Below are 21,475 nucleotides of genomic sequence, written 5' to 3'. Positions count from 1 at the left end.
GGCCACCGCCAGCGGCTCGACGGCATCGTCCGTCTCCACCAGCACCGCCCGGTCCGCGCCCATCGCGAGCGCCGTCCGCAGCGTCTCCTCGGCCTTGGCAGGGCCGATCGACACCACCACCACCTCATCCGCCTTGCCCGCCTCCTTCAGGCGAAGCGCCTCCTCAACCGAGATCTCGTCGAACGGGTTCATCGACATCTTCACATTCGAAAGCTCGACACCCGAGCCGTCCGACTTCACTCGGATCTTTACGTTGTAGTCGACAACACGCTTGACTGGTACGAGGATCTTCATCGGTTCCTTCCTTCATCTGCCCGCGAGGGAAAATGCGCCTTTCAGGGGCGCCCTGATTGTCGGTTGGCGACATCGATACGCGTTTTTTCCCCAATTACAATGCGCCACGGGTTCCTCCCCACCTGAAAACGAAAGGCTTATAAATTACCTTTACGTCCACGTCAATTTTCTTGCCACGATGCGGTCATCGCCCCCAATGGGTGGGCGGAACGGAGGGACGCGAAGCCGCCTCCTCGACGGGAACCGGCGCCGCCTCCGCATGCCGCACGGCCTTCGGCGTCACGATGGTGCGGTCGAACAGCGGCACGCCGCGCCGCCGCAGGAAGACGACGAGGATCGCGCCGGCGACGATGCCGCCGACATGGGCGCCCCACGAGACGCCGCTGTCGCCGTCGACCACCAGCATGTAGAACTGCTGGGCGATCCAGAAGGCGAGCGGAATGACCGCCGGCAGCGGAAGGGGAATGCGGAAGAACACCAGCACCCAGACGCGCACCTTGGGATGCAGCAGGAAATAGGCCGCCACCACGCCCGAGATCGCGCCCGACGCGCCGATCAGCGGCGCCTCCGAATCCGGCTGCACGAGGCCGTGCACCAGCGCGCCGGCCGCCGCGCAGACGAGATAGAAGAGGAGGAAGCGGAAATGCCCGAGCGCGTCCTCGACATTGTCGCCGAACACCCAGAGGAACAGCATGTTGGAGGCAAGATGCATGAAATCGCCGTGCAGGAACGCATAGGTGATGTAGGTCGCGTCCTCCGGCACCAGGATCAGGCTCGGCTCCAGGTCGGCGAAATCGAAGACCACGGCCGGAATGTAGCCGAGGCCGACCACGGCCGCGTCGGAAAAGGCCTGCGTCGAGGCAAGCCCCGTGACCAGCCAGACGGCGACGTTGACCACGATCAGGCTGATCGTGACATATTGTACCTTGATGTATTTCAGGGAGTTCGCGTCATGCAGCGGTATGAACATGGATTCCCTTCCCGGCCCGGCATTTCTGGCGCAGTTCCGGACGCAAATCGCTGCGCACCTTTACTGGAACTTGCCCAGGGCAAGCTTACCTGTTCTGCCCCGGAACCCACAATATGTCCGTGCGGCCCTTGTCGTTCACCCAGCGCGCTGCGACGAAGAGGAAATCGGAGAGCCGGTTGACATAGGCGACAGCCGCGGCCGATACCGCCTCTCCCGCGCTTTCCTGCAAGGCGACGATCCGCCGCTCGGCCCGGCGCGTGACGGTGCGTGCCAGGTGCAGCGCTGCAGCAGCCGGCGTGCCGCCCGGCAGCACGAAAGAACGCAGCGGCTCCAGATCCGCATTGAGCTGGTCGATCTCCCGTTCCAGCCGGTCGACCTGCGCCTGGACGATGCGGAGCGGCTCGTATTCAAGCTTGCGTCCGGTATCGGGCGTCGCGAGGTCCGCGCCGAGGTCGAACAGGTCGTTCTGGATGCGCATCAGCATGCGGTCGAGCGCCGGATGGTCGGCAAGCTGCTGGCGCACGAGGCCGATGCAGGAATTCGCCTCGTCCACCTCCCCATAGGCCTCCACGCGAAGGTCGTGCTTCTTGCGGCGCGGCCCCGCGACGAGGCCGGTCGTGCCGTCGTCGCCCGTGCGCGTATAGATCTTGTTGAGCTTGACCATCACCCGCGCCCGCCGCCCGTGATCCAGAGGGTCAGCATGATGAGGACGATGGCGATCGCCTGCAAGAGCACGCGAAGCTGCATCAGCTTGTTCGAGGTGTTGCCGCTGCCGCCCTTGGCCATGTTGACGAGACCGCGCACGAGCACGATGGCGACGAGGCCCATGACGAGCAGGGTCATGAAGGTGAGGAAGGAAGACATGCGAACATCCGGTTTGATTTTTGTCAGCCCTATTCAAATAGGGAATTCGGCGCAAATAGCACGCATTTTCAGGCGCAGGGCCTGCGGCGCCGCGCCGCGTCAGCCGAGCCTGCCGATGATCCGGTAGAAGAGCGAGGCGGGCAGCAGCTTCTTGAGCAGCGCGCCCTGCCTGGCCGGCGTCGTCACGATATAATGCGGCCGCGGCGCCTTCGCCGTCAACGCGTGACGCAGGACGGCATGCACCGCCTCCGGCCCGAGCTTGCCGCGCGCCGGCTTCGATTCGCCGCGCAGGCGCCGCATCTGCCGGCGATATTCCTCCGCATGCACGGAGTTTTCGAGGTCGATATGCCGCTCGATATGCGCGATGGCGTTGGCCGTGAAGCGCGAGGCGATCGGCCCCGGCTCGATGAGGCTGACATGCACGCCCGAGCCGGCAAGCTCCATGCGCAGCGTCAGCGACAGGCCTTCGAGCGCGAATTTCGAGGCATTGTAGGCGCCGCGCCAGCGATAGGGCACGATGCCGAGGATCGACGAGCATTGCACGATGCGGCCATGGCCCTGCCTGCGCATCACCGGGATCACCCGGCGCGTCAGGTCGTGCCAGCCGAAGACATTCGTCTCGAACTGCAGGCGCAGCGCCTCGACCGGCAGGTCCTCGACGGCGCCCGCCTGACCGTAGGCGCCGTTGTTGAAGAGCGCATCGAGCCGCCCGCCCGTCCGCTCCAGCACCGTCTCGGCGACGGCCGCGATTGTTTCCGGCTTGGTGTAATCCATCTGCAGGGCCTCGATGCCCTCGGCTTCGAGCGGTGCCAGGTCCTCCCTTCGCCGCACCGTGGCGAAGACGCGCCAGCCCTCCGCCTTCAGCGCGCGGGCGCAATAGGCACCGATGCCTGAAGAGCAGCCGGTGACGATGATGCTCGGCGGAGCGGTCGTGCTTGGAGAAGACATGGCGGTTTCCTGTACAAATCTGCAACCGTTTCCCATATTCACGACCAGCAGACAATGAGAGACGGCCGGCGACGGCCGCGAAGGAACTGGACATTGCCGATGCCGACCGCCATCCGCATTGCCTACAAGGTCGTCTTCGACGCGATCTGGCACTTCTCCGAGGACGACGGCTGGGCGATGGCGAGCCACGTCGCCCTGTCGACGCTGCTGGCCATCTTCCCTTTCCTGATCTTCGGCACGGCGCTCGGCTCCTTCCTCGGCGCGGAGCAGTTCGCCGAAACCGCCGTGCATCTCATCTTCGACACCTGGCCGGAATCGATCGCCGAGCCCATCTCCCGCGAGGTCGTCGCCGTGCTCACCATTCCACGCGGCGGCCTGCTGACGGTCTCGGTGCTCGCCGCCGCCTATTTCGCCTCGAACGGCGTGGAGGCGCTGCGCGTCTCGCTCAACCGCGCCTACCGGGTGGCCGAGACGCGCTACTGGTACGTCACCCGTCTTGCGAGCCTCGGCTTCGTCATCGCCGGCGTCCTGGCGCTCGCCGTCATCAGCATCGTGCTCGTCGCCGCGCCCCTTGCCGTGCGGGCAACGGGGGATTGGCTGCCCTGGCTTGCCTATGTCTATTCCTGGGTGGAGAGCTGGGGCCTCTTCGGCACCGTCCTGGTGCTGCTCGTCGGCCTGCTGATCGCCCATCTTTGGCTGCCGGCCGGCCGCCGCAAGATCGCCGACGTGCTGCCGGGCATCCTGCTGACGCTGCTCGCCTGGGGCATCGGCGCCTATGCCTTCGCCTCCTATCTCGCCACCTTCGCCAATTATGTCTCGACCTATGCGGGCCTCGCCTCGATCATGATCGCGTTGGTCTTTCTCTACATCGTCGGGGCGATCTTCATCATCGGCGCGGAGATCAACGCCGCGCTGATGAAATACCGCGTCAAGCACCTGATCCTCGACCGGGTGCGCGGTGTGAAGAAGCCGGTCGTCGAGGAGGTCTCAATGGAGGACGAAGCCATAGCCCGCGAGCAGGGCGCGAATACCGGCAGGTGAGACGCCCTTTTGCCGATAGGCGGCGATCCCGGTGTCCTGGTTGCTCTTGGAGAGCTTCCGCCCGTCCGGCCCCGGCACCAGGCCATGATGGGTATAGACGGGCGCCGGCAGGCCGAGCAGGCTTTGCAGGAGGCGATGCACCGCCGTCGCATGGAAAAGATCCTGCCCGCGCACGACGTCCGTGACGCCCTGCTCCGCATCGTCGAGCACCACGGCGACATGGTAGCTCGCCGGCGCATCCGGCCGCGAGAGGATGACATCGCCCCAGCGCTCCGGCCTGGCCGTCACGATGCCCGTCTCGCCCTGCGGCCCCGCCCCCGCCTCGGACCATTCAAGCACCTGCGGTACGAGCGCACGGGCCTTGTCCATGTCGAGCCGCCAGGCATGCTGCCGTCCCGCCGCGATCCAGGCGAGCGCCCGGTCCCGGTCGAACGTGCGCTCCTCGGTCGGATAGAGCGGCGCGCCGTCCGGATCGCGCGGCCAGGTGCCGCCTGCCGCCTCGTGCACCTGGACCCGCGCCTTCACCTCGCCGCGGCTCAGGAACCCCGGATAGAGCACGCCCATCGCCTTGAGGCGCTCCAGCGCCTCGCCGTAAAAGGCAAGATGCTCCGACTGGCGGCGTACCGGCCTTTCCCAGTCAAGCCCGAGCCAGGCGAGATCGCGGTAGATCGCCGCTTCGAATTCGGGTCGCGAGCGAGCGGGATCGATGTCTTCCATGCGCAGCAGGAACCGGCCGCCGAAGGCCGCGGCAAGGTCGTGGTTCAGAATCGCCGAAAGCGCATGGCCGAGATGCAAAAGGCCGTTCGGGCTCGGCGCGAAACGAAAGACACGTTTTTTTGACAAAGGACTTTGCATGAGGTCTTCTGGCACCAAGAGGCGTATCGCGTCACACGTTGATTTCTCGCATGTTGTAACCGCAAAACCGCTGCACACTTTTGCGCAACATGCATAAGCGCAAGGGCCGGTCGGGACAATGCGATTGCACATGATCAGGACGGATGCGGACGTCGCGGCGGGTCTCGTCGACCTCGCCCTGCTCGACGCACGCCTGTTCACGGTCATCGACAAGGCCGGTCATGTGCCGTTGCGCCGCCTCCCGCCCGGCTACCGCGGCCTTGCCGGCATCATCGTCGCCCAGATGGTCTCGCGCGCGAGCGCCGATGCGATATGGCGCCGGCTGGAGGAGGCTGCAGGCGACATCACGCCCCACCATATCCTCGACCTTTCCGACGAGCGCTGCCGCGCCGTCGGGCTGTCGCGGGCCAAGGCGGAGACGCTGCGCCGCGCGGCCGAAGCCGTCGACCGCGGCGAACTCGATCTCGATGCCGTCTGCGACATGGAGGCGGCCGCCGCGATCCGCAAGCTGACCACGATCAAGGGCATCGGCCGCTGGACGGCGGATGTCTACCTGCTCTTCTGCGGCGGCCATCCCGACATCTTCCCGTCCGGCGACATCGCGCTGCAAAACGCCGTCGCGCATGCCCTGGGCCTTGCCGTGCGGCCGAGCCCCCAGGAACTCGACCGCATCGCCGAGAGCTGGTCGCCCTGGCGCGGCGTCTCGGCCCGGCTGTTCTGGGCCTATTACGCGCGGGAAATGCGCCGCGAGGTGGTTCCGGTGCTGGAAGGCTGATTCTGACGAAATACCTTGTTTTCGCTTTTCCTTTCCCGCTTCACAATGCTGTAACAACGGGCCTAATATAGAAGGGCAGATGCCGAATCGCTCAGGAGACGCCCTTGACGATTTCTGTTTCACCACAGGCCCTGCCAGCCCTTGTACTGAATGCTGACTACAGGCCGCTGAGTTATTATCCCTTGTCGCTCTGGTCCTGGCAGGACGCGATCAAGGCCGTGTTTCTAGACCGCGTAAACATCATCGCCGAATACGACCATTCGGTTTCCTCCCCCAGCTTCACGATGCGCCTGCCGAGCGTCGTGTGCCTGAAAACCTACGTGCAGCCCACACGCCACCCGGCCTTCACCCGGTTCAACGTTTTCCTGCGCGACAAGTTCGAATGCCAGTACTGCGGGTCGCCGGACGACCTGACCTTCGACCACGTCATCCCCCGCGCCCACGGCGGCGAGACGACCTGGTGCAACGTGGTCGCGGCCTGCTCCCCGTGCAATCTGAGAAAAGGCAGCAAGCTGCCGAAGCAGGCGGGCATGTTCCCGCATCAGAAGCCCTACCAGCCGACGGTTCAGGATCTGCACAACAACGGGCGACTGTTTCCACCCAACTATCTGCACGAAAGCTGGATGGACTATCTCTACTGGGACGTCGAACTGCAGCCCTGAAGCCTGTCGTCCAGAACCGCGAAACGGTTTTGCAACGGCACGCACCGCGACAAGGCTGCGGACATCAAGCTTTCGCCGAGCGCGCGCCCGAAAAGGCGATCGCGGCGAGGATGAGGCTTGCGATCACGTTCCAGCCGGCGAAGGAGAGGCCGAGGAAACGGAAAGGTGCCTGCGTGCATGATGGGCCATGCTTGGCATTGAGATCGGCGAGCAGGTCGCCGGCATTCTGCGTCACGCCCTGCGCCGACGTCGCGCAGGTCGCCGGCCCCTCCCAGAAGGCCCATTCGACGCCCGCATGATAGATGCCCATGCCGGCGCCGACGAGCATGAGGATGCCGGCGACGGCAAGCAGGAGGCGCGTGAGCCAGGCCGGCCCGCCGAAAATGGCGGAAAGGAGGGCCGCGACGGCGACCGGAATGCCGTAATAATAGGGATCGCGCTGCAGCAGGCAGAGCGCGCAGGGAATGTAGCCGCCGATATGCTCGAAGGCGAGCGCACCGCCCACGGTCGCCGCCATGCCGAGCGAAAGAAGGCCTGCGGATGCCTTGCGTGAGAGGTCGAGATATGCCGTCATCAGGATCGTCCAATCGGGCCGGGAAACATGCCGGCCGAACGGCGCCGAGTTCTATCAGGTGGCACGGCATTGTAAATGCATCGCACGGATAAGTGATCGTGTTCCGTCACCGATTTGCCGGTTGCCGCCCGTCGGCGCATCGTGTAAACGGCGATGGTTGAAAGTACCGTGCCCCATTGGCGGAACTGGTAGACGCGCTCGACTCAAAATCGAGTTCCGAAAGGAGTGCTGGTTCGATTCCGGCATGGGGCACCATTTCGACTTGAGAATCCCCTCTCGGATCGTCGCTCAAGGCAGCAACGCCCCCGTTAGCCGCGCATCTCCCCTATATGGCCCCTCTTAGGGCACGACTCTCCGCCTTCCTGATGAAGTAGAAGAGGATCAGGTCGTTTTCGAGAACATGTTCCAGAATTTTGATTTCCCGCAGGACGTCCGCGAGTTCCAGGAACGGAGAGCGAACCGGGGAGAACGAGATGGCCGTCTCGTCGACTCCAAGCAGTTCCGCAACATCGATCGCCAGCTGCGCATCCTTCTCGTTGGCGCTGAAGACGGTGAACTGCGACAGCGCATCCAAGGCTGCCGAGACGCCGTCGCGGGATACTTTATCGGTGGGGCTTGCGGCGACGAGCTGGTGCGTGAACGGGGACTCGAAGAGCGCAAGGATGTCTTTCGGAGCGGACCTGATCTTCTGCCTGACCGCGTCGTAGTCGGTAAGGTTCGTATCGGCGAAATAGGCCATTGCCGGTTCGAAAAGGATCTCGTCCCGCTCCGAGACGAATGACAGGCGGCGGCGCTTGAAGACGGAGATCGACCCCAGGCGAATTGCCAGTTCGTAAAACGGATCGCGAATGGACGTTATTCGGATCGTATCCTGCGTGAAATACTGCTGGACACTCTTCAACATCACCCGTCCGCTGACATAGGTCGACGGCTGGTTGACGATTTCAAGCATCTGCCGGACGGTTTCGCTTCCGTACTTTTCCGCGCCGGCGGCGTAGAACTGGAAATACGGCTTCAGGCTTCGGTCAAACTCCTGATGCGGTGCGAACTGGGTTTCGAGGCGGAAGATACGTTTGCGAATATGAACTGCGGGCAGCAGGCGCCTGTAGATTATGAAGCCGCTTTCGGCGTCGGCAATCTCTATGTCTTTCGCGCCCGCAAGGCCCGGTATCTTTTCCTCATCCAGCCTGAAGCCGACGATGCCGGTCTCGTGATGCTTGTGGTCATAGGGGCCGGAGAGAAAGACGTCGCAGGGGAGCGGCCCGAACGTACTGCCCTCGCAACGAACAACGATCTCCGGCTTTGCGGAGAAACCGTCCGGGATAAGGTAGCCCTCAATTACGGAACCGGAATCAGTATAGACGTTGAAATACATCCGGACCTTTGCCTCATGTCGCTGCGATCGTATCAGGAAGCCTTCATTGCCACTTGCAGCAGATTAACCCGGATTGTCGAGCGCGTCGCTTATCATCGCGCCCATATGGGCAAGCTGGGCGCCGGAATGCGTACTCGTCGCATTCGATATCTGGAAGGGACGGAACTCACCGGGTTTGCGCAGAACGACGTCGAAACTGATCCGGTACTGCAGCGTGGCGATCTGCTCCATAACAAACTGTTCTTTCAGGTCTCGCTCATAGAGCTTGCGGAAGATATCGGCGTTCGTGTTCCACTTGTGTCCGAACTGGCTCGCGTCGCCGCGTGCATTCCATGTATATTCGTAATTGGGCAAAATGAGCCCGATGCCGCCGCCGGGCTTCAGAAGCGTTCCCCAATAGCGCAGGATCTCCATCGGATTCGATACGTGCTCCAGCATGTGGAGCGCGACGATATAGTCGAGACTTTCCGGCTTGAAAGGCAGATCTTCGGGGTTCGCCAAGAATGCATCGTCGAGAAAGGCATGATGCTCGCCGCTCGCGCTGCCCGACTGGCTTTCGCGCATGATGTCGACTGGCGTGATGTAGCGGCTGATCCTGCGGTCCCCACAACCTATGTTAAGCCCGTTCAGGAATTTCAGGTCATAGCCCGCGGGGGCCGCCCGTAAGACCGCCTCCTCTTCGAGGCGCTTGATAAGAAGCGCCTCCTCCGGCAGGTAGAGCACCATCGAGTTTGTCTTGCGCGCGAATTCCTCCCGGCTTTTGGCCGTAAAGTGGGACATGATCCTTATGTTCTCGGCGGCAGCTATGAAAGAAAAGTCAAGTTTCTCCAAGAGAATGGCTTCATCCTCTGCCGTCATATCTCGTTGGGGGATAAGGTTCTGGGCCGATCGCGTGACGCCCTTGTATCTCGCTTCCAGCAATTTGAGCAGCCGCGCTATCATTCCGGTCTTCCATGTCTATGCCTCGTGCTAAGCGCTAACGGACCTTCGATCAAGTCGTTAGTGGGGCTGCGCCGTGCTGGAGCCGTTATTCCGAAGAAATTAGGCTCTTTCGCGCGGATGCTTGGATATGGCTCACTTCCTTGATTAAACACAGGCGCAAACATCATTTTAGCAGGAACAAATTTTGCAGAGCCGCATTTTAGGGATTGCAGTTGCAGACACCCCCGGATGCGGCTGTGAAGGGGGACCCGAGAGCGATACGCACGCTCTTGGGTCTCGACCGCTCGGCTTCGTCATATCGCGAAACCGGTATGCGTCCCGCATGGTACTATAGCGAAACAAATCCACTGGTTCTGCGTTTTCCGCCAAACCAGCCAAGGGAGCGAGCCATGGTGTTCAAGGAAGGTACCTTCAAGGGCGAACCGCCCGAGCATTTCGACGGCCCGCATCCCGCCTGGCTGGAAACGGCCGTGGCGGACGCGCTTTCGGTGGCTGGCGACGTCGACGCATCGGATATAACCGTGACCTGCGAGGGTACGCGGATCGTATTGTCCGGCAGCGTCAATTCCCCGCAAGAGGCGGAACGCGCGACGGCCATCGCCGCCTCGGTCAAGGAGGTCAGCGAGGTCGACAACCGGCTCTCCTGGCTCTGACGCTACGAAAAGCCGCCATTGCCGTCACCCCTCCGGAATGCTAGGTGCAGTGCAGCAAACTGGAGTGATGCCGGATGCTCGCCGAGAGATCGACCTATGACGCGCTGTACGGGGATTTCCGCTGGCAGATACCGGACAGGTTCAACATAGGCACTGCCGTCTCCGACGCCTGGGCCGCGCGCGAGCCCGGCCGCATCTGTCTCCAGCATTTCCTTCCGGATGCTCCGCCGCTTTCCCTGACCTACGGCGAGCTTTCTGCCCGCTCCGACGCCTTTGCCGCGGCGCTCGCGGCAGAGGGCGTGCGCAAAGGCGACCGCGTCGCCATCCTCCTGCCGCAGGGTTTCGAGACGGTCATCGCCCATGTGGCGATCTACAAGCTCGGCGCCATCGCCCTGCCGCTTGCTTTGCTCTTCGGCGCGGATGCCCTGCTCTTCCGGCTGAAGAATGCCGAGGCGAAGGCGATCGTGACGAACCGCTTCGGGCTGGAGCGCCTGCGGCCGGTCCGGTCCGAGCTTCCGACGCTCAAGCTGACGGTGACGACCGAACCGGACGAGGAGGCCGACGCCAAATCCTTCCAGGACCTCGTCGCCCGGCACGCCGGCCCCTTCGAGGCCGTCGACAGCGGCCCGGACGATCCGGCAATGATGATCTATACCTCCGGCACCACCGGGCCGCCGAAGGGCGCGCTGCACGGCCATCGCGTGCTGCTCGGCCATGTGCCCGGCTTCCAGATGCATCATGAATTCCTGCCGCAACCGGGAGACCGCATCTGGACACCGTCGGACTGGGCCTGGGCGGGCGGCTTGCTGAACGTGCTACTGCCCGCGCTCCTGCTCGGCGTTCCCGTCGTCTCCTCTCCCGGCCAGAAATTCGATCCGGACATGGCCTATCGCATCATGCAGGACATGGACGTGCGCAACGCCTTCATTCCGCCGACGGCGCTCAGACTGATGAAGGGGATCGCAAGGCCTCGCGAAAAATACCGGCTCAACCTGCGGACCATCGGCTCGGCGGGCGAATCGCTCGGCCGCGAGACCTGGGAATGGGTGCGTGATACGCTCGGCATCACCATCAACGAATTCTACGGCCAGACCGAGTGCAACATCGTGCTGGGCTCGATCGGCAAGCTCGGCGTATCGCGACCGGGGCCGATCGGCAAACCCGTGCCCGGGCATGTGGTTGCGATCATCGATTCGCAGGGCAAGGAAGTGCCCCGCGGCACGGTGGGCCAGGTTGCGGTGAAGCGGCCGGACCCCGTCATGTTCCTCGGCTACTGGAGGAACGAGAAGGCGACGGCGGAAAAATTCATCGGCGACTGGATGACGACCGGCGACCTCGGCCGGATGGATGAGGAAGGCTACGTCACCTTCTTCGGCCGCGATGACGACGTCATTACCTCCTCAGGCTACCGGATCGGCCCGAGCGAGATCGAGGATTGCCTTGCCGGCCATCCGGCGGTGCAGCTTACCGCTGCCGTCGGCAAGCCGGACCCGGTGCGCACCGAGATCGTCAAGGCCTATGTGGTGCTGCGCCCGGGCCACATCCCCTCGCAAGCGCTTGCCGACGATATTCGCGAATGGGTGAAATCGCGGCTCTCCATGCACGAATATCCGCGCGAGGTCGATTTCGTCGACTCCCTGCCGCTGACGACCTCCGGCAAGGTCATCCGCCACCTGCTGCGCAAGCGCGCTGCCGAGGAAACCCCTTTCGCCGCCTAACGGCGGGCCAGCGACCTGATCTTCTCGCGCAGCAGCCGCGCCACGTTGCGGGTATTGCGGTAGAGGTGGAGTTGGGTCGCAACCTGCCGCACGTCGCGGTCGCGGTTCTGCTGCAGGCCGATGACGAGCGTGCCCATGTCTTCGCGTTCCTCCCAGAAGCGGCTCATCACCGGATGGTCGGGTACCGCGCATGAATCCGAGCGGGCGATATTGGCATCATCGAGGTGCCACTCGGTCAGTTCCGCCACGAGCAGTTTACCCGGCGAATATTTCGCATAGTCCTCGTCGTAGGCCGTCTTCCACGTATAGGCCTCGCCGCCGGCCAGGAAGACGACCATGGACGCGATGGCGCGGCCGTCGAGATCGAGCGTGTGGATGCGCACGCCGTCGGTTTCCGCAAGATTGGTGATCGCCTCGCGGGCGAAGGCGGCACGGTAGCGGTCGTTGATCATCGCCGTGCGGCTCCGGCCTTTCCAGCCGGCAGCCTCGAGCAGCAGGAACTCCTCCATGCGAAGACGGATGTCGGCCGGCTGGCGGGCGACGTTGTAGCTGAGCGCCCCGAGCTGGTCGAGCTTGCGCCATTGCCGGCGCAGCTCGCGGAAATGCTCGGGCGATATGGCCTTCTGCAGGTAGGTCTGGCCGTCAAGCAGGCTTTCCAGCATCGGCCGGCGATAGACGTCGGTGACCGTGACCGGCAGGTTCCGGCCGATCGCGACGGCGCGCACAAGCTGCGCGAAGGGACCGTTGAGGCGAAGGTCCGGCAGGACGAGGATCGGCGGCAGGCCGCTCCCGGTGCTCCCGAGCGCCTCCAGCAGGCTGTCCAGCGTTTCGGCAGCCTCCTCGGCATCGACAAGCGGCGTGCCGAGCGGGCCGAACGGGTTCGACCAGGCCCGCAGGATGCTCGAGCCGATGGAAAAGCCCGGCTTTTCGATGGAGAAGGGCATCAGGAACCGCATGCGGCTGCGTCCGCCGCTCTCGTCGCGGATGACGGAGAGGCGCACGGTGCGGTCTTCGAGCCGCGGCATGGCGGGCGCAAGGAAGCGGCCGGTGAAGAAGACGTTCGGCTCCATGACGCGGTTCGACAGGAAATCGAGCTCCTGCTGCAACTCGTAGCCGGCCGTCGCCGGGTAGAGAGCCAGCGTGCGGCCCGGACGGCCGACGGCGATGCGCAGGTCGGCCGGCGGCTGCGCGAGCGGGGCGGCCGGCGGGATAGCGGCCTGGGCGCGTCCTGCCGCAATCGCATGGTCGAAGCCGTGGCTATCGGTCATGATGGTCCATCCCGTTGATGAGGCCTGCATTCACCGGATTGGCGAAGGCGAAGAGAATGATCGAGAGTTTTCCGCGGACGACGAGATGCAGGAGCAACGCCTCGACGACCATGGCGCTGGCCGTGGCGATCGCCGCGCCGGTCACGCCGAAGAGCGGAATGAGCGTGACGTTGAGGCCGACATTGGCCGCGAGCGCCACGGCATAGACGATGGCGCAGAGCCGCTGTTCGCCGGACATGGTGAGCAGCACTTCGCCGGGACCGACGAGCGCCTTGGCGAGGATGCCGGCAAGAAGGATGGCCATCAGGCCATGGCCCGCGGTGAAGGCCGGGCCGAACAGCGACAGGAGGAAATGGCCGAGCGCGAGCACGCCGAGGCCCAATGCGAGCGACGGCCAGAAGCTCCAGCGCACCGTCTCGCCGGCAAAGCGCGCGAGCGCCACGCGGTCGCCCGAGGCGAAGAGAGCGGAGAAGCGGGGCGCAGCGGCCGCCTTCACCGAAAAGAAGACGAAATGCACGAGCGCCATCGTCTTCGCAGCCGCGAAATAGATCGCCACGCTTTCCGGATCGAGAAAGAGGCCGACGACGATGACATCGGAATTGGTGAGCAGGAAGCCGAAGCCTTCGATGACGAAGATCGGCAGGGCCGTCTTGATCCAGAGGGAGATTTCCACCTTGCGCGGGCCGGCGACATAGCGCTTGCGGAGCCGCCAGACGATACTGAAGAACTGCGAGACCGTGGTGAGATAGGTGGCCGCAAGCGCAGCGACCATCGCGGTCAGCGCCGTATGCGGCGCATCCATCCACACCGCCAGCACCATGAAGGCGAGGATCAGAAGCGGGCGGATGATATAGGTGGGGCTCAACGCCACCACGGCCCAGCTATGGGCACGCGCCGTGCTGTCCAGCACATCGCCGAGCGCGATCATCGGCATGCAGAAGAGGCCGACGAAGAGCGGCACGACGTAGTAGTCCGCAAAGCTTTCGTGGAAGAACCAGAGGATGAGAAAGCCAAGGGCCGCGAGCGCCGTCGAGGACAGGATGGCGAAGACGCGGGCCGTCGAGGTGAGGCCGCGGATCTCCGCATGGGCGCTGCGGCCCGCGTAATCCGGCAGGAAGCGCACGACGGTGGTGTGGAAGCCGAGGCAGGAGAGGTCGCCGCAGATGACGACGAGCGCCCAGACGAAGACGAAAATGCCATATTCGAACTCGCCCATCACGCGCGCCAGGATGATCTGCGAGATGAAGGCGATGGCGGCGCTGACGACACGGATGGCGAAGGTGATGAGCGCCATGCGCTGGGCGCGGTTGCGCGGGTCGTCGCCAGCGAGCGCGAGGGCAAGGGCGCGCAGATGCGGTTCCGCCCTGCCGCGCAGGCCTGCTGGCAGCAACTTCTCCGCCGACTGAATGACCGCCATCAACACAGGAACCCGAACGCTACGCAGAACTGAACGAAGGCCAGTCTTGTCAGATCAGGGTTAACAAAGGGTTGGGCGCGGTTGCAGGCCTCTTCCCGCCAAAGGAAAATGCCGCGCGAAGGCGGCTACCAGACCTGAAGGGGATGAGGTCCCGCCGCCCTCCCCTTTGTCATGCCCGGCATGACCCGTGCATCCATACCGCTTGCTAAGAGCGATCCCCGGCTCGAAGCCGAGGACGATGTCGGATGAGGGAAGACCTCTAACCGGTCAGGCCTGCTCGAAGGCGCCGTGGCAATGCTTGTACTTCTTGCCCGAACCGCAGGGGCAGGGTTCGTTGCGGGCAACGCGGCCCCAGGTCGAGGGATCGTTCGGGTTGCGGTCCTCCGGCCCGGCGGCCACGGCCGCAAAACCGCTGCCTTCGCCGAAATCGTCCTCGCCGGTCGTGCCGTCGATGTGGTGGCCCTCCATGGCCGGCGGCACCGGCGCCGGAGCATCGGCGGCCTGGCGTACCAGCTCGACGCGCATGAGCTGCGCGGTGACCGTCTGGCGCAGGTTCGCCAGCAGCGCCTGGAAGAGCTCGAAGGCCTCGGCCTTGTATTCCTGCAGCGGGTCGCGCTGGGCATAGCCGCGGAAGCCGATGACGGAGCGCAGGTGATCCAGGTTGACGATATGCTCGCGCCACAGGTGGTCCAGCGTCTGGAGCAATACCGAGCGCTCGACATAGGCCATGATTTCCGGGCCGAAGCGCTCCGCGCGGGCTTGCGCGGCCTCGTCGGCGGCCGCCTTCAGGCGTTCCAGGATGTCCTTCTCGTCGATGCCTTCCTCCGCGGCCCAGGCATCGATCGGCAGGTCGAGGTTAAGCTGTTCGAGAACGCCCTTCTTGAGGCCTGCGACGTCCCACTGTTCCGCATAGGCATTTTCCGGGATGTGCAGGCGGACGAGGTTTTCGACCACCTCGTGGCGCATGTCGGCGACGATCTCGGAAAGGTTCTCGCCGTCCATCAGCTCGATACGCTGCTCGAAGATGACCTTGCGCTGGTCGTTCAGCACGTCGTCATACTTCAGGAGGTTCTTGCGGATGTCGAAGTTGCGCGCTTCGACCTTCTTCTGCGCACGTTCGAGCGCCTTGTTGATCCAGGGATGGACGATCGCCTCGCCCTCCTTGAGGCCGAGCTTCTGGAGCATGGAGTCCATGCGCTCGGAGCCGAAGATGCGCATCAGGTCGTCCTGCAGCGACAGGAAGAACTTCGAGCGCCCGGGGTCGCCCTGGCGGCCGGAGCGGCCGCGCAGCTGGTTGTCGATGCGGCGGCTTTCATGGCGCTCGGTGGCAAGAACGTAAAGGCCGCCGGCGGCGAGCGCCTGCTCCTTCAGCTTCTTCACCTCGGCGACGATCGCCTCGCGCTTGGCGTCGCGTTCCGGGCCCGGCTCCATGTCGGCAAGCTCGCGCTCGAGGCGCATGTCGAGGTTGCCGCCGAGCTGGATGTCCGTGCCGCGGCCGGCCATGTTGGTGGCGATGGTGACGGCGCCCGGCACGCCGGCCTGCCCGACGATATAGGCTTCCTGCTCGTGGTAGCGGGCGTTCAGCACCTGGAAGTCCTTGAAACCGGACTTCTTCAGGCGGTCGGCGAGGTATTCGGACTTCTCGATCGAGGTCGTGCCGACGAGGACCGGCTGGCCCTTGGCGTTGGCCTCCTTGATCTCGGCGATGATGGCCTCGTACTTCTCCTCCGCCGTCCGGTAGACCTCGTCGTCCTCGTCGCGGCGCTGGATCGGCAGGTTGGTCGGCACTTCCACGACGTCGAGGCCGTAGATGTTGCCGAATTCCTCCGCTTCCGTCGCCGCCGTGCCGGTCATGCCGGCAAGCTTCTTGTACATGCGGAAATAATTCTGGAAGGTGATCGAGGCCAGCGTCTGGTTTTCCGGCTGGATCGTCACCTTTTCCTTGGCCTCGAGCGCCTGGTGCTGGCCTTCCGAATAGCGGCGGCCCGGCATCATGCGGCCGGTGAACTCGTCGATGATGACGATCTCGTCGTTGCGGACGATGTAGTCCTTGTCGCGGGTGAAGAGCTTGTGGGCCTTCAGCGCGTTGTTGATGTGATGGACAATCGCGACGTTCTCGACGTCGTAGAGCGATTCGCCCTTGAGGAGGCCGGCCTGGCGCAGCAGATTCTCCAGCTTCTCCGTGCCGACTTCGGAAAAGTTGGCGGAACGCTGCTTCTCGTCGATCTCGTAGTCCGCCTCGTCCAGCATGGGGATGAAGGCGTCGATCGTCGTGTAAAGGTCGGAGCGGTCGTCGAGGGGGCCGGAAATGATCAGCGGCGTGCGCGCCTCGTCGACGAGGATCGAGTCCACTTCGTCGACGATGGCGAAGAAGTGGCCGCGCTGGACCATCTGGCCGCGCTCGTACTTCATGTTGTCGCGCAGATAGTCGAAGCCGAGCTCGTTGTTCGTCGCGTAGGTGATGTCGCAGGCATAGGCGGCGCGGCGCTGGTCGTCGTCGAGGCCGTGCACGATGACGCCGGTCGAAAGCCCCAGGAAGCCGTAGATCCTGCCCATCATGCCGCTGTCGCGGGTGGCGAGGTAGTCGTTGACGGTCACGACGTGCACGCCCTTGCCGGCGAGCGCGTTCAGGTAGACGGGAAGCGTCGCGACGAGCGTCTTGCCTTCGCCGGTCTTCATCTCGGCGATCGACTTCTCGTGCAGGATCATGCCGCCGATGAGCTGGACGTCGAAGGGCCGCAGGCCGAGGACGCGCAAAGCCGCCTCGCGGGCGACCGCGAAGGCCGGCACCAGGATGTCGTCAAGCGTCTTGCCGGCGGCGAGCTGCTCGCGGAATTCCTGGGTCTTGGCGCGCAGCGCGTCGTCGGACAGCGCCTTCATCTCGGGTTCGAGCGCATTGATGGCGTCGACGCGGGGCTTGTAGGAACGGACGCGGCGATCGTTCGAGGAACCGAACAACTTGCGGGCTATGCCGCCAAGGCTGACCATCAGGATGGTCCTTTCTTTATGGGCACCCGGCGCGTGACAGGTCGCACGATGATTTGCGCGCAAAGCCGTGAAACGCCCGGAAACTGTTCTGGACGCGGGATTGCGTGACAGATAAGAGGGGGGTCGAATGATGTCAACGGCTCAGGCGGTTGCACAACTGCCACATTCTGGTGGTGTTGAGCCGTCTGGCACCGGATATCGACCCGATTCCGGCGAGGATGTGAAAGGTCTTTCGATATGTTCAAGTACAGCAAGCTCGCAGCAGTCGCCCTCATCGCGGTTGCCGCCGCCGGCAGCAATGTCCGTGCACAGGACGCCGCCGCCGATCCGGTCGTCGCCAAGGTCGGCACGGTCGATATCCACGAGTCGGAGCTGAAGCTCGCGATCGCCGGCCTCGACCCGCAGCTCGCCAACCTGCCGGACGAGCAGAAGCGCGTCGCCGCCCTCTCCTCGATCATCGACGTCAAGCTGCTTGCCGCCGACGCCAACAAGGAAGGTTTGCAGGACACCGCCGACTTCAAGCAGCGCCTCGCCTTCCTGACCGACCGCGAACTGCACAACGCCTATTTCAAGAAGCACGTCGTCGATGCCGTGACGCCCGAGGAGGTGAAGGCACGCTACGACAAGGAAGTCGCCGCGCTCACGCCGGAAGACGAGATCCGCGCCCGCCATATCCTCGTCAAGACCGAGGAAGAGGCCAAGGCCGTGATCGCCGACCTCGACGCCGGCAAGGATTTCGTGGAGATCGCCAAGGAAAAGTCGACCGACCCGAACAAGTCGGAAGGCGGCGACCTCGGCTATTTCGCCAAGGGCCGCATGGTGCCGGAATTCGAGAATGCCGCCTTCGCGCTGGAAAAGGGCGCCTATTCCAAGGCGCCGGTGAAGACCCAGTTCGGCTTCCATGTCATCAAGGTCGAGGACAAGCGCAAGCAGCAGCCCCCGGCGCTGGAGCAGGTCGAAGGCCAGGTTCGCCAGCTCGTCATGCGCGACAAGTACCTGGAGCTTCTGGAAAAGGCCAAGGCCGAATCGCCCATCGACATCCAGGACTCCGCGCTGAAGACCGCCTATGACGCGGTCAACAAGCCGGCGGCCGAAGGCGAGGGCGAAACCGCGCCGGCGACCGAAGGCCAGCAGTAAGAACGCCGATGGCCCGGCGCTTTTTTCGCCGGGCCTTTCTTTGACGCAGGGAACAAAGATGTCCGGTTCGATCTCTCCGCTTGCCCCCAAAACCTACGCCGACATGCCGCCTATCCGCGGCGTGCGCATGGCGACCGCCGCCGCGGGGATCAAGTACAAGAACCGGACGGACGTGCTGATGATGGTCTTCGACCGGCCCGCAACGGTCGCAGGCGTCTTCACCCGCTCCAAGTGCCCCTCGGCGCCGGTCGATTTCTGCCGCGCCAACCTGCCGGGCGGCCGCGCCCGCGCCGTCGTCGTCAATTCCGGCAACGCGAACGCCTTTACCGGCCGCCGGGGCCGCGAATCGACGAGGATGACCGCGGAAGCCGCCGCCAGGGCGACCGGCTGCAGCGAAAGCGAGGTCTTCCTCGCTTCGACGGGCGTGATCGGCGAACCGCTCGACGCCACGAAATTCTCCGGCGTGCTCGACAGCCTCGCGGCTTCCGCCAAGGAGGATTTCTGGCTCGAAGCCGCCAAGGCCATCATGACGACGGACACCTATCCGAAGGTCGCCACGCGCACGGCCGAGCTCGGCGGCGTCCCCGTCACCATCAACGGCATCGCCAAGGGCGCCGGCATGATCGCGCCCGACATGGCGACCATGCTCTCCTTCGTCGTCACCGACGCGGACATTCCTGCCGCCGTGCTGCAATCGCTGCTCTCGGCCGGCGTCGGCCCGACCTTCAACTCCGTGACCGTCGACAGCGACACCTCGACCTCCGACACGCTGATGCTCTTTGCCACCGGGGCCGCCGCCGCCGACGGACAGAGGCCGGTCACGGCGGACGACGCCACGCTCGACGGTTTCCGCGCCGCGCTCAACGACCTCCTGCGTGACCTCGCCCTCCAGGTCGTGCGCGACGGCGAAGGCGCACGCAAGATGGTCGAAGTCACCGTCGAGGGCGCGGAGAACGACGCCGCGGCCAAGCGCATCGCGCTCTCCATCGCCAATTCGCCGCTGGTCAAGACCGCGGTCGCCGGCGAGGACGCCAACTGGGGCCGCGTCGTCATGGCCGTCGGCAAGTCCGGCGAGATGGCCGACCGCGACCGCCTCGCCATCTGGTTCGGCGACGTGCGCGTCGCCGTCGACGGCGAGCGCGACCCCGCCTATTCCGAGGAAGCGGCGAGCGCCGTCATGAAGCGCGAGGACATTCCCGTCCGCGTCGAGATCGGCCTCGGCAACGGCCGGGCGACGGTCTGGACCTGCGATCTCACCAAGGAATATGTCGAGATCAACGGCGACTACCGCAGCTAGAAAACTCCAGAGGCGTGCGCAGCGGTTTGCGCCGGAACTGCAAGAGACGAGGCCCCGGGCAGCGTGACCCTTTCCGGACAGAAGACGACGATGAGCGATCTCCCCAAGGTGCGGCGGCTCGAGGCCGTCGGCTTCCGCGCCTGGCCCGCCGCCTCCGTGCTCTATGACGGAAGCTGGCTCTGCCGGCTGACCGCCGGCCATCCCTCGCGCCGGCTGAATTCCGTCAACCCGCTCGACCCGTCCGACACCCGCGACATCGAGATCCGCCTTGAAAAGGCGGCGAAGCGCTTCGCCGACTACGGCCGTCCCCTGCTCGTGCGCCAGACGCCGCTCGCACCGGCGAAGCTCATCGCCTTCATGGACGACGCGGGCTGGGCGGATGTCGGCCGCACTATCGTCATGATGGCCGATCTTGCGAACCTTCCGCGTGACGAAGGCATCGACCACCTGCCGAGCCGCGATGTCGGCCGCTTCGTCGATGCGCGCATCCGTGTGGCGGGCGACGATCCGGCGCTGAAGCCCGGCCTCACCGAGATCATCAACGCCATCAAGCCGGAAGCCGGCCTCTTCATCTTCGAGGAACCGGGGTTCGGCCCGACGGCCGTGACGATCGCGGTGCAGGACAACGACCTTGCCGGCATTCTCCAGCTCGGCGTTGCCGAAGAGCGGCGGGGCCGCGGTCTCGGCACCGCCATCCTGCATGCGAGCCTGCGCTGGGCGAAGCTCAAGGGCGCGCGTCACGCCTGGGTACAGGTCGAGGCGGACAATGCGGCGGCGCTGGCGCTCTACCGCCGTGCCGGTTTCCAGGACGTCTACGAATACAGCTACCGGGGGCCCGACGCCGCATGACCGAGACCATTGCGAAACCCCGCCGCATCCTTCTCGTCGCCGCCTGCGCGCTCATCGATGCCGACGGGCGTATCCTTCTGGCACAGCGTCCCGAAGGCAAGGCGCTCGCGGGCCTGTGGGAGTTTCCCGGCGGCAAGGTGGAGCCGGGCGAGACGCCGGAGGAGACGCTGATCCGCGAGCTCGAGGAAGAGCTCGGCATCCGCACGAAGGTCGCATGCCTGGCGCCCCTGACCTTCGCCAGCCACACCTACGACGATTTCCATCTCCTGATGCCGCTCTACATCTGCCGGCGTTTCGAGGGCACCGCGCAGGGCCGGGAGGGGCAGGCGATCAAATGGGTGCGGTCCAAGGCATTGCGCGACTATCCGATGCCGCCGGCCGACGAGCCGCTCATCCCCTTCCTGATGGACCTTCTGTGAGCGGTTCGGCAGGGATTTACCCTCATTTTTTCAGTCTCCATTAAGCAATCGTTTAGCACCCTCGTTCAAATAATGCCCTGAACGTTGCAATGCCTGCGAGACCCTGTGATGCGTGACGAAGACTTCTGGAAAACCGTTCAGGAGAAGGATTTCACGCCGGCCGGCGATACCCGGACCGGCGCGCTCAATCTTGCCCTGCTCTTCGGTACGGCCGTGATCGCACTTGCCCTGGTCCTGACGCCGGTTCTTTCCGCAAAGACAGACAAGCGCATGATGGCGAACGTGCCGGACGAGTTCGATATGATCTCGACGGGCTCGATCCCGACGGAGGGCACCAAGCGCTATACGGTGCGCCGCAGCGTGCTGCAGGAAATGCCCGGCGCCGTCTGCATCGTCAACGCAAACGGGACGAGCAGCGGCTGCTGAAAC

Annotated in this window: 22 protein-coding genes and 1 tRNA gene; 11 read left to right on the top strand and 12 right to left on the bottom strand. The window is 64.4% G+C overall.

Annotated elements, in window-relative coordinates; translation table 11 throughout:
* From ACIIOY_RS25160 to ACIIOY_RS25140, 5 genes are all read right to left on the bottom strand, one after another.
* A partial coding sequence (locus ACIIOY_RS25160; RefSeq protein WP_411037419.1) for an electron transfer flavoprotein subunit beta/FixA family protein occupies positions 1-294 on the bottom strand: 294 nt, incomplete at its 3' end.
* 184 nt (positions 295-478) lie between these two features.
* Positions 479-1,264, bottom strand: coding sequence for a rhomboid family intramembrane serine protease (locus ACIIOY_RS25155; RefSeq protein ID WP_411037418.1), 786 nt, complete (start codon positions 1,262-1,264; stop codon positions 479-481).
* An 85-nt stretch (positions 1,265-1,349) separates the two neighbouring features.
* On the bottom strand, positions 1,350-1,928 hold the full coding sequence (locus ACIIOY_RS25150) for a cob(I)yrinic acid a,c-diamide adenosyltransferase (RefSeq protein ID WP_411037417.1): 579 nt from the start codon (positions 1,926-1,928) through the stop codon (positions 1,350-1,352).
* Positions 1,928-2,128: a twin transmembrane helix small protein gene (locus ACIIOY_RS25145; protein WP_411037416.1), complete on the bottom strand. Its 201-nt coding sequence runs from the start codon at positions 2,126-2,128 to the stop codon at positions 1,928-1,930. Before ACIIOY_RS25145 ends, ACIIOY_RS25150 begins: the two co-directional genes overlap by 1 nt.
* A 99-nt stretch (positions 2,129-2,227) precedes the next feature.
* Positions 2,228-3,076 carry an SDR family oxidoreductase gene (locus ACIIOY_RS25140; protein ID WP_411037415.1) on the bottom strand — a complete coding sequence of 283 codons (849 nt, stop codon included), beginning with the start codon at positions 3,074-3,076 and terminating at the stop codon, positions 2,228-2,230.
* Positions 3,077-3,175: 99 nt separating this feature from the next.
* On the opposite strand from ACIIOY_RS25140, the gene ACIIOY_RS25135 reads away from it, so the two are divergent.
* Positions 3,176-4,117 carry a YihY/virulence factor BrkB family protein gene (locus tag ACIIOY_RS25135; protein WP_411037414.1) on the top strand — a complete coding sequence of 314 codons (942 nt, stop codon included), beginning with the start codon at positions 3,176-3,178 and terminating at the stop codon, positions 4,115-4,117.
* Here ACIIOY_RS25135 and gluQRS read toward each other — a convergent pair.
* Positions 4,064-4,972, bottom strand: coding sequence for a tRNA glutamyl-Q(34) synthetase GluQRS (gene gluQRS, locus ACIIOY_RS25130; protein ID WP_411037413.1), 909 nt, complete (start codon positions 4,970-4,972; stop codon positions 4,064-4,066). The two genes, ACIIOY_RS25135 and gluQRS, sit on opposite strands and share 54 nt — an antisense overlap.
* A gap of 124 nt (positions 4,973-5,096) precedes the next feature.
* Here gluQRS and ACIIOY_RS25125 point away from each other — a divergent pair, with 124 nt between their 5' ends.
* Positions 5,097-5,747: a DNA-3-methyladenine glycosylase family protein gene (locus ACIIOY_RS25125; RefSeq protein WP_411037412.1), complete on the top strand. Its 651-nt coding sequence runs from the start codon at positions 5,097-5,099 to the stop codon at positions 5,745-5,747.
* 104 nt (positions 5,748-5,851) lie between these two features.
* Positions 5,852-6,409: an HNH endonuclease gene (locus tag ACIIOY_RS25120; RefSeq protein WP_411037411.1), complete on the top strand. Its 558-nt coding sequence runs from the start codon at positions 5,852-5,854 to the stop codon at positions 6,407-6,409.
* Positions 6,410-6,473: 64 nt separating this feature from the next.
* Here the strand turns inward: ACIIOY_RS25120 and ACIIOY_RS25115 are convergent, their stop codons facing one another.
* Positions 6,474-6,983: a disulfide bond formation protein B gene (locus tag ACIIOY_RS25115; RefSeq protein ID WP_411037410.1), complete on the bottom strand. Its 510-nt coding sequence runs from the start codon at positions 6,981-6,983 to the stop codon at positions 6,474-6,476.
* A gap of 170 nt (positions 6,984-7,153) precedes the next feature.
* Between ACIIOY_RS25115 and ACIIOY_RS25110 the strand changes: the two genes are divergently transcribed.
* Positions 7,154-7,238 (top strand) — tRNA-Leu (locus tag ACIIOY_RS25110).
* Between the two features lie 70 nt (positions 7,239-7,308).
* On the opposite strand, the gene ACIIOY_RS25105 is transcribed toward ACIIOY_RS25110, so the two are convergent.
* Positions 7,309-8,358, bottom strand: a complete 1,050-nt coding sequence (locus ACIIOY_RS25105; RefSeq protein WP_411037409.1) for a hypothetical protein — start codon at positions 8,356-8,358, stop codon at positions 7,309-7,311.
* Positions 8,359-8,421: 63 nt separating this feature from the next.
* A complete protein-coding gene (locus tag ACIIOY_RS25100) occupies positions 8,422-9,300 on the bottom strand; it encodes a methyltransferase domain-containing protein (protein ID WP_411037408.1) in 879 nt (292 codons plus the stop codon).
* 389 nt (positions 9,301-9,689) lie between these two features.
* Between ACIIOY_RS25100 and ACIIOY_RS25095 the strand changes: the two genes are divergently transcribed.
* Complete coding sequence (locus ACIIOY_RS25095; RefSeq protein ID WP_411037407.1) at positions 9,690-9,953, top strand: BON domain-containing protein; 264 nt, start codon at positions 9,690-9,692, stop codon at positions 9,951-9,953.
* A gap of 74 nt (positions 9,954-10,027) precedes the next feature.
* Positions 10,028-11,671 (top strand): AMP-binding protein, encoded by a 1,644-nt coding sequence (locus ACIIOY_RS25090; protein ID WP_411037406.1) that lies wholly within the window; start codon positions 10,028-10,030, stop codon positions 11,669-11,671.
* On the opposite strand, the gene ACIIOY_RS25085 is transcribed toward ACIIOY_RS25090, so the two are convergent.
* From ACIIOY_RS25085 to secA, 3 genes are all read right to left on the bottom strand, one after another.
* Positions 11,668-12,939 (bottom strand): GNAT family N-acetyltransferase, encoded by a 1,272-nt coding sequence (locus tag ACIIOY_RS25085; RefSeq protein WP_411037405.1) that lies wholly within the window; start codon positions 12,937-12,939, stop codon positions 11,668-11,670. The genes ACIIOY_RS25090 and ACIIOY_RS25085 overlap by 4 nt on opposite strands.
* A complete protein-coding gene (locus tag ACIIOY_RS25080; RefSeq protein WP_411037404.1) occupies positions 12,929-14,356 on the bottom strand; it encodes a lipopolysaccharide biosynthesis protein in 1,428 nt (475 codons plus the stop codon). Before ACIIOY_RS25080 ends, ACIIOY_RS25085 begins: the two co-directional genes overlap by 11 nt.
* A 267-nt stretch (positions 14,357-14,623) precedes the next feature.
* Positions 14,624-17,344 carry a preprotein translocase subunit SecA gene (gene secA / locus ACIIOY_RS25075; RefSeq protein WP_411037403.1) on the bottom strand — a complete coding sequence of 907 codons (2,721 nt, stop codon included), beginning with the start codon at positions 17,342-17,344 and terminating at the stop codon, positions 14,624-14,626.
* Between the two features lie 237 nt (positions 17,345-17,581).
* Between secA and ACIIOY_RS25070 the strand changes: the two genes are divergently transcribed.
* The 5 genes from ACIIOY_RS25070 (at position 17,582) to ACIIOY_RS25050 (ending at position 21,472) form a co-directional block, all read left to right on the top strand.
* Positions 17,582-18,481: a peptidylprolyl isomerase gene (locus ACIIOY_RS25070; protein ID WP_411037402.1), complete on the top strand. Its 900-nt coding sequence runs from the start codon at positions 17,582-17,584 to the stop codon at positions 18,479-18,481.
* Between the two features lie 58 nt (positions 18,482-18,539).
* On the top strand, positions 18,540-19,778 hold the full coding sequence (gene argJ / locus ACIIOY_RS25065; protein ID WP_411037401.1) for a bifunctional glutamate N-acetyltransferase/amino-acid acetyltransferase ArgJ: 1,239 nt from the start codon (positions 18,540-18,542) through the stop codon (positions 19,776-19,778).
* A gap of 90 nt (positions 19,779-19,868) precedes the next feature.
* Positions 19,869-20,627, top strand: a complete 759-nt coding sequence (locus ACIIOY_RS25060) for a GNAT family N-acetyltransferase (protein ID WP_411037400.1) — start codon at positions 19,869-19,871, stop codon at positions 20,625-20,627.
* The gene (gene mutT, locus ACIIOY_RS25055) at positions 20,624-21,046 is read left to right on the top strand and encodes an 8-oxo-dGTP diphosphatase MutT (protein WP_411037399.1); all 423 of its coding nucleotides are present in this window, start codon (positions 20,624-20,626) and stop codon (positions 21,044-21,046) included. The genes ACIIOY_RS25060 and mutT overlap by 4 nt, the downstream gene beginning before the upstream one ends.
* A 108-nt stretch (positions 21,047-21,154) precedes the next feature.
* Positions 21,155-21,472 (top strand): hypothetical protein, encoded by a 318-nt coding sequence (locus ACIIOY_RS25050; protein ID WP_411037398.1) that lies wholly within the window; start codon positions 21,155-21,157, stop codon positions 21,470-21,472.
* Positions 21,473-21,475 lie beyond the last annotated feature (3 nt).

This window comes from Shinella agrisoli (genome assembly GCF_046557955.1).
Lineage (GTDB): Bacteria > Pseudomonadota > Alphaproteobacteria > Rhizobiales > Rhizobiaceae > Shinella.
The sequence above is the reverse complement of the archived record's forward strand: the minus strand, read 5'-3'. Positions and strand labels throughout refer to the sequence as shown.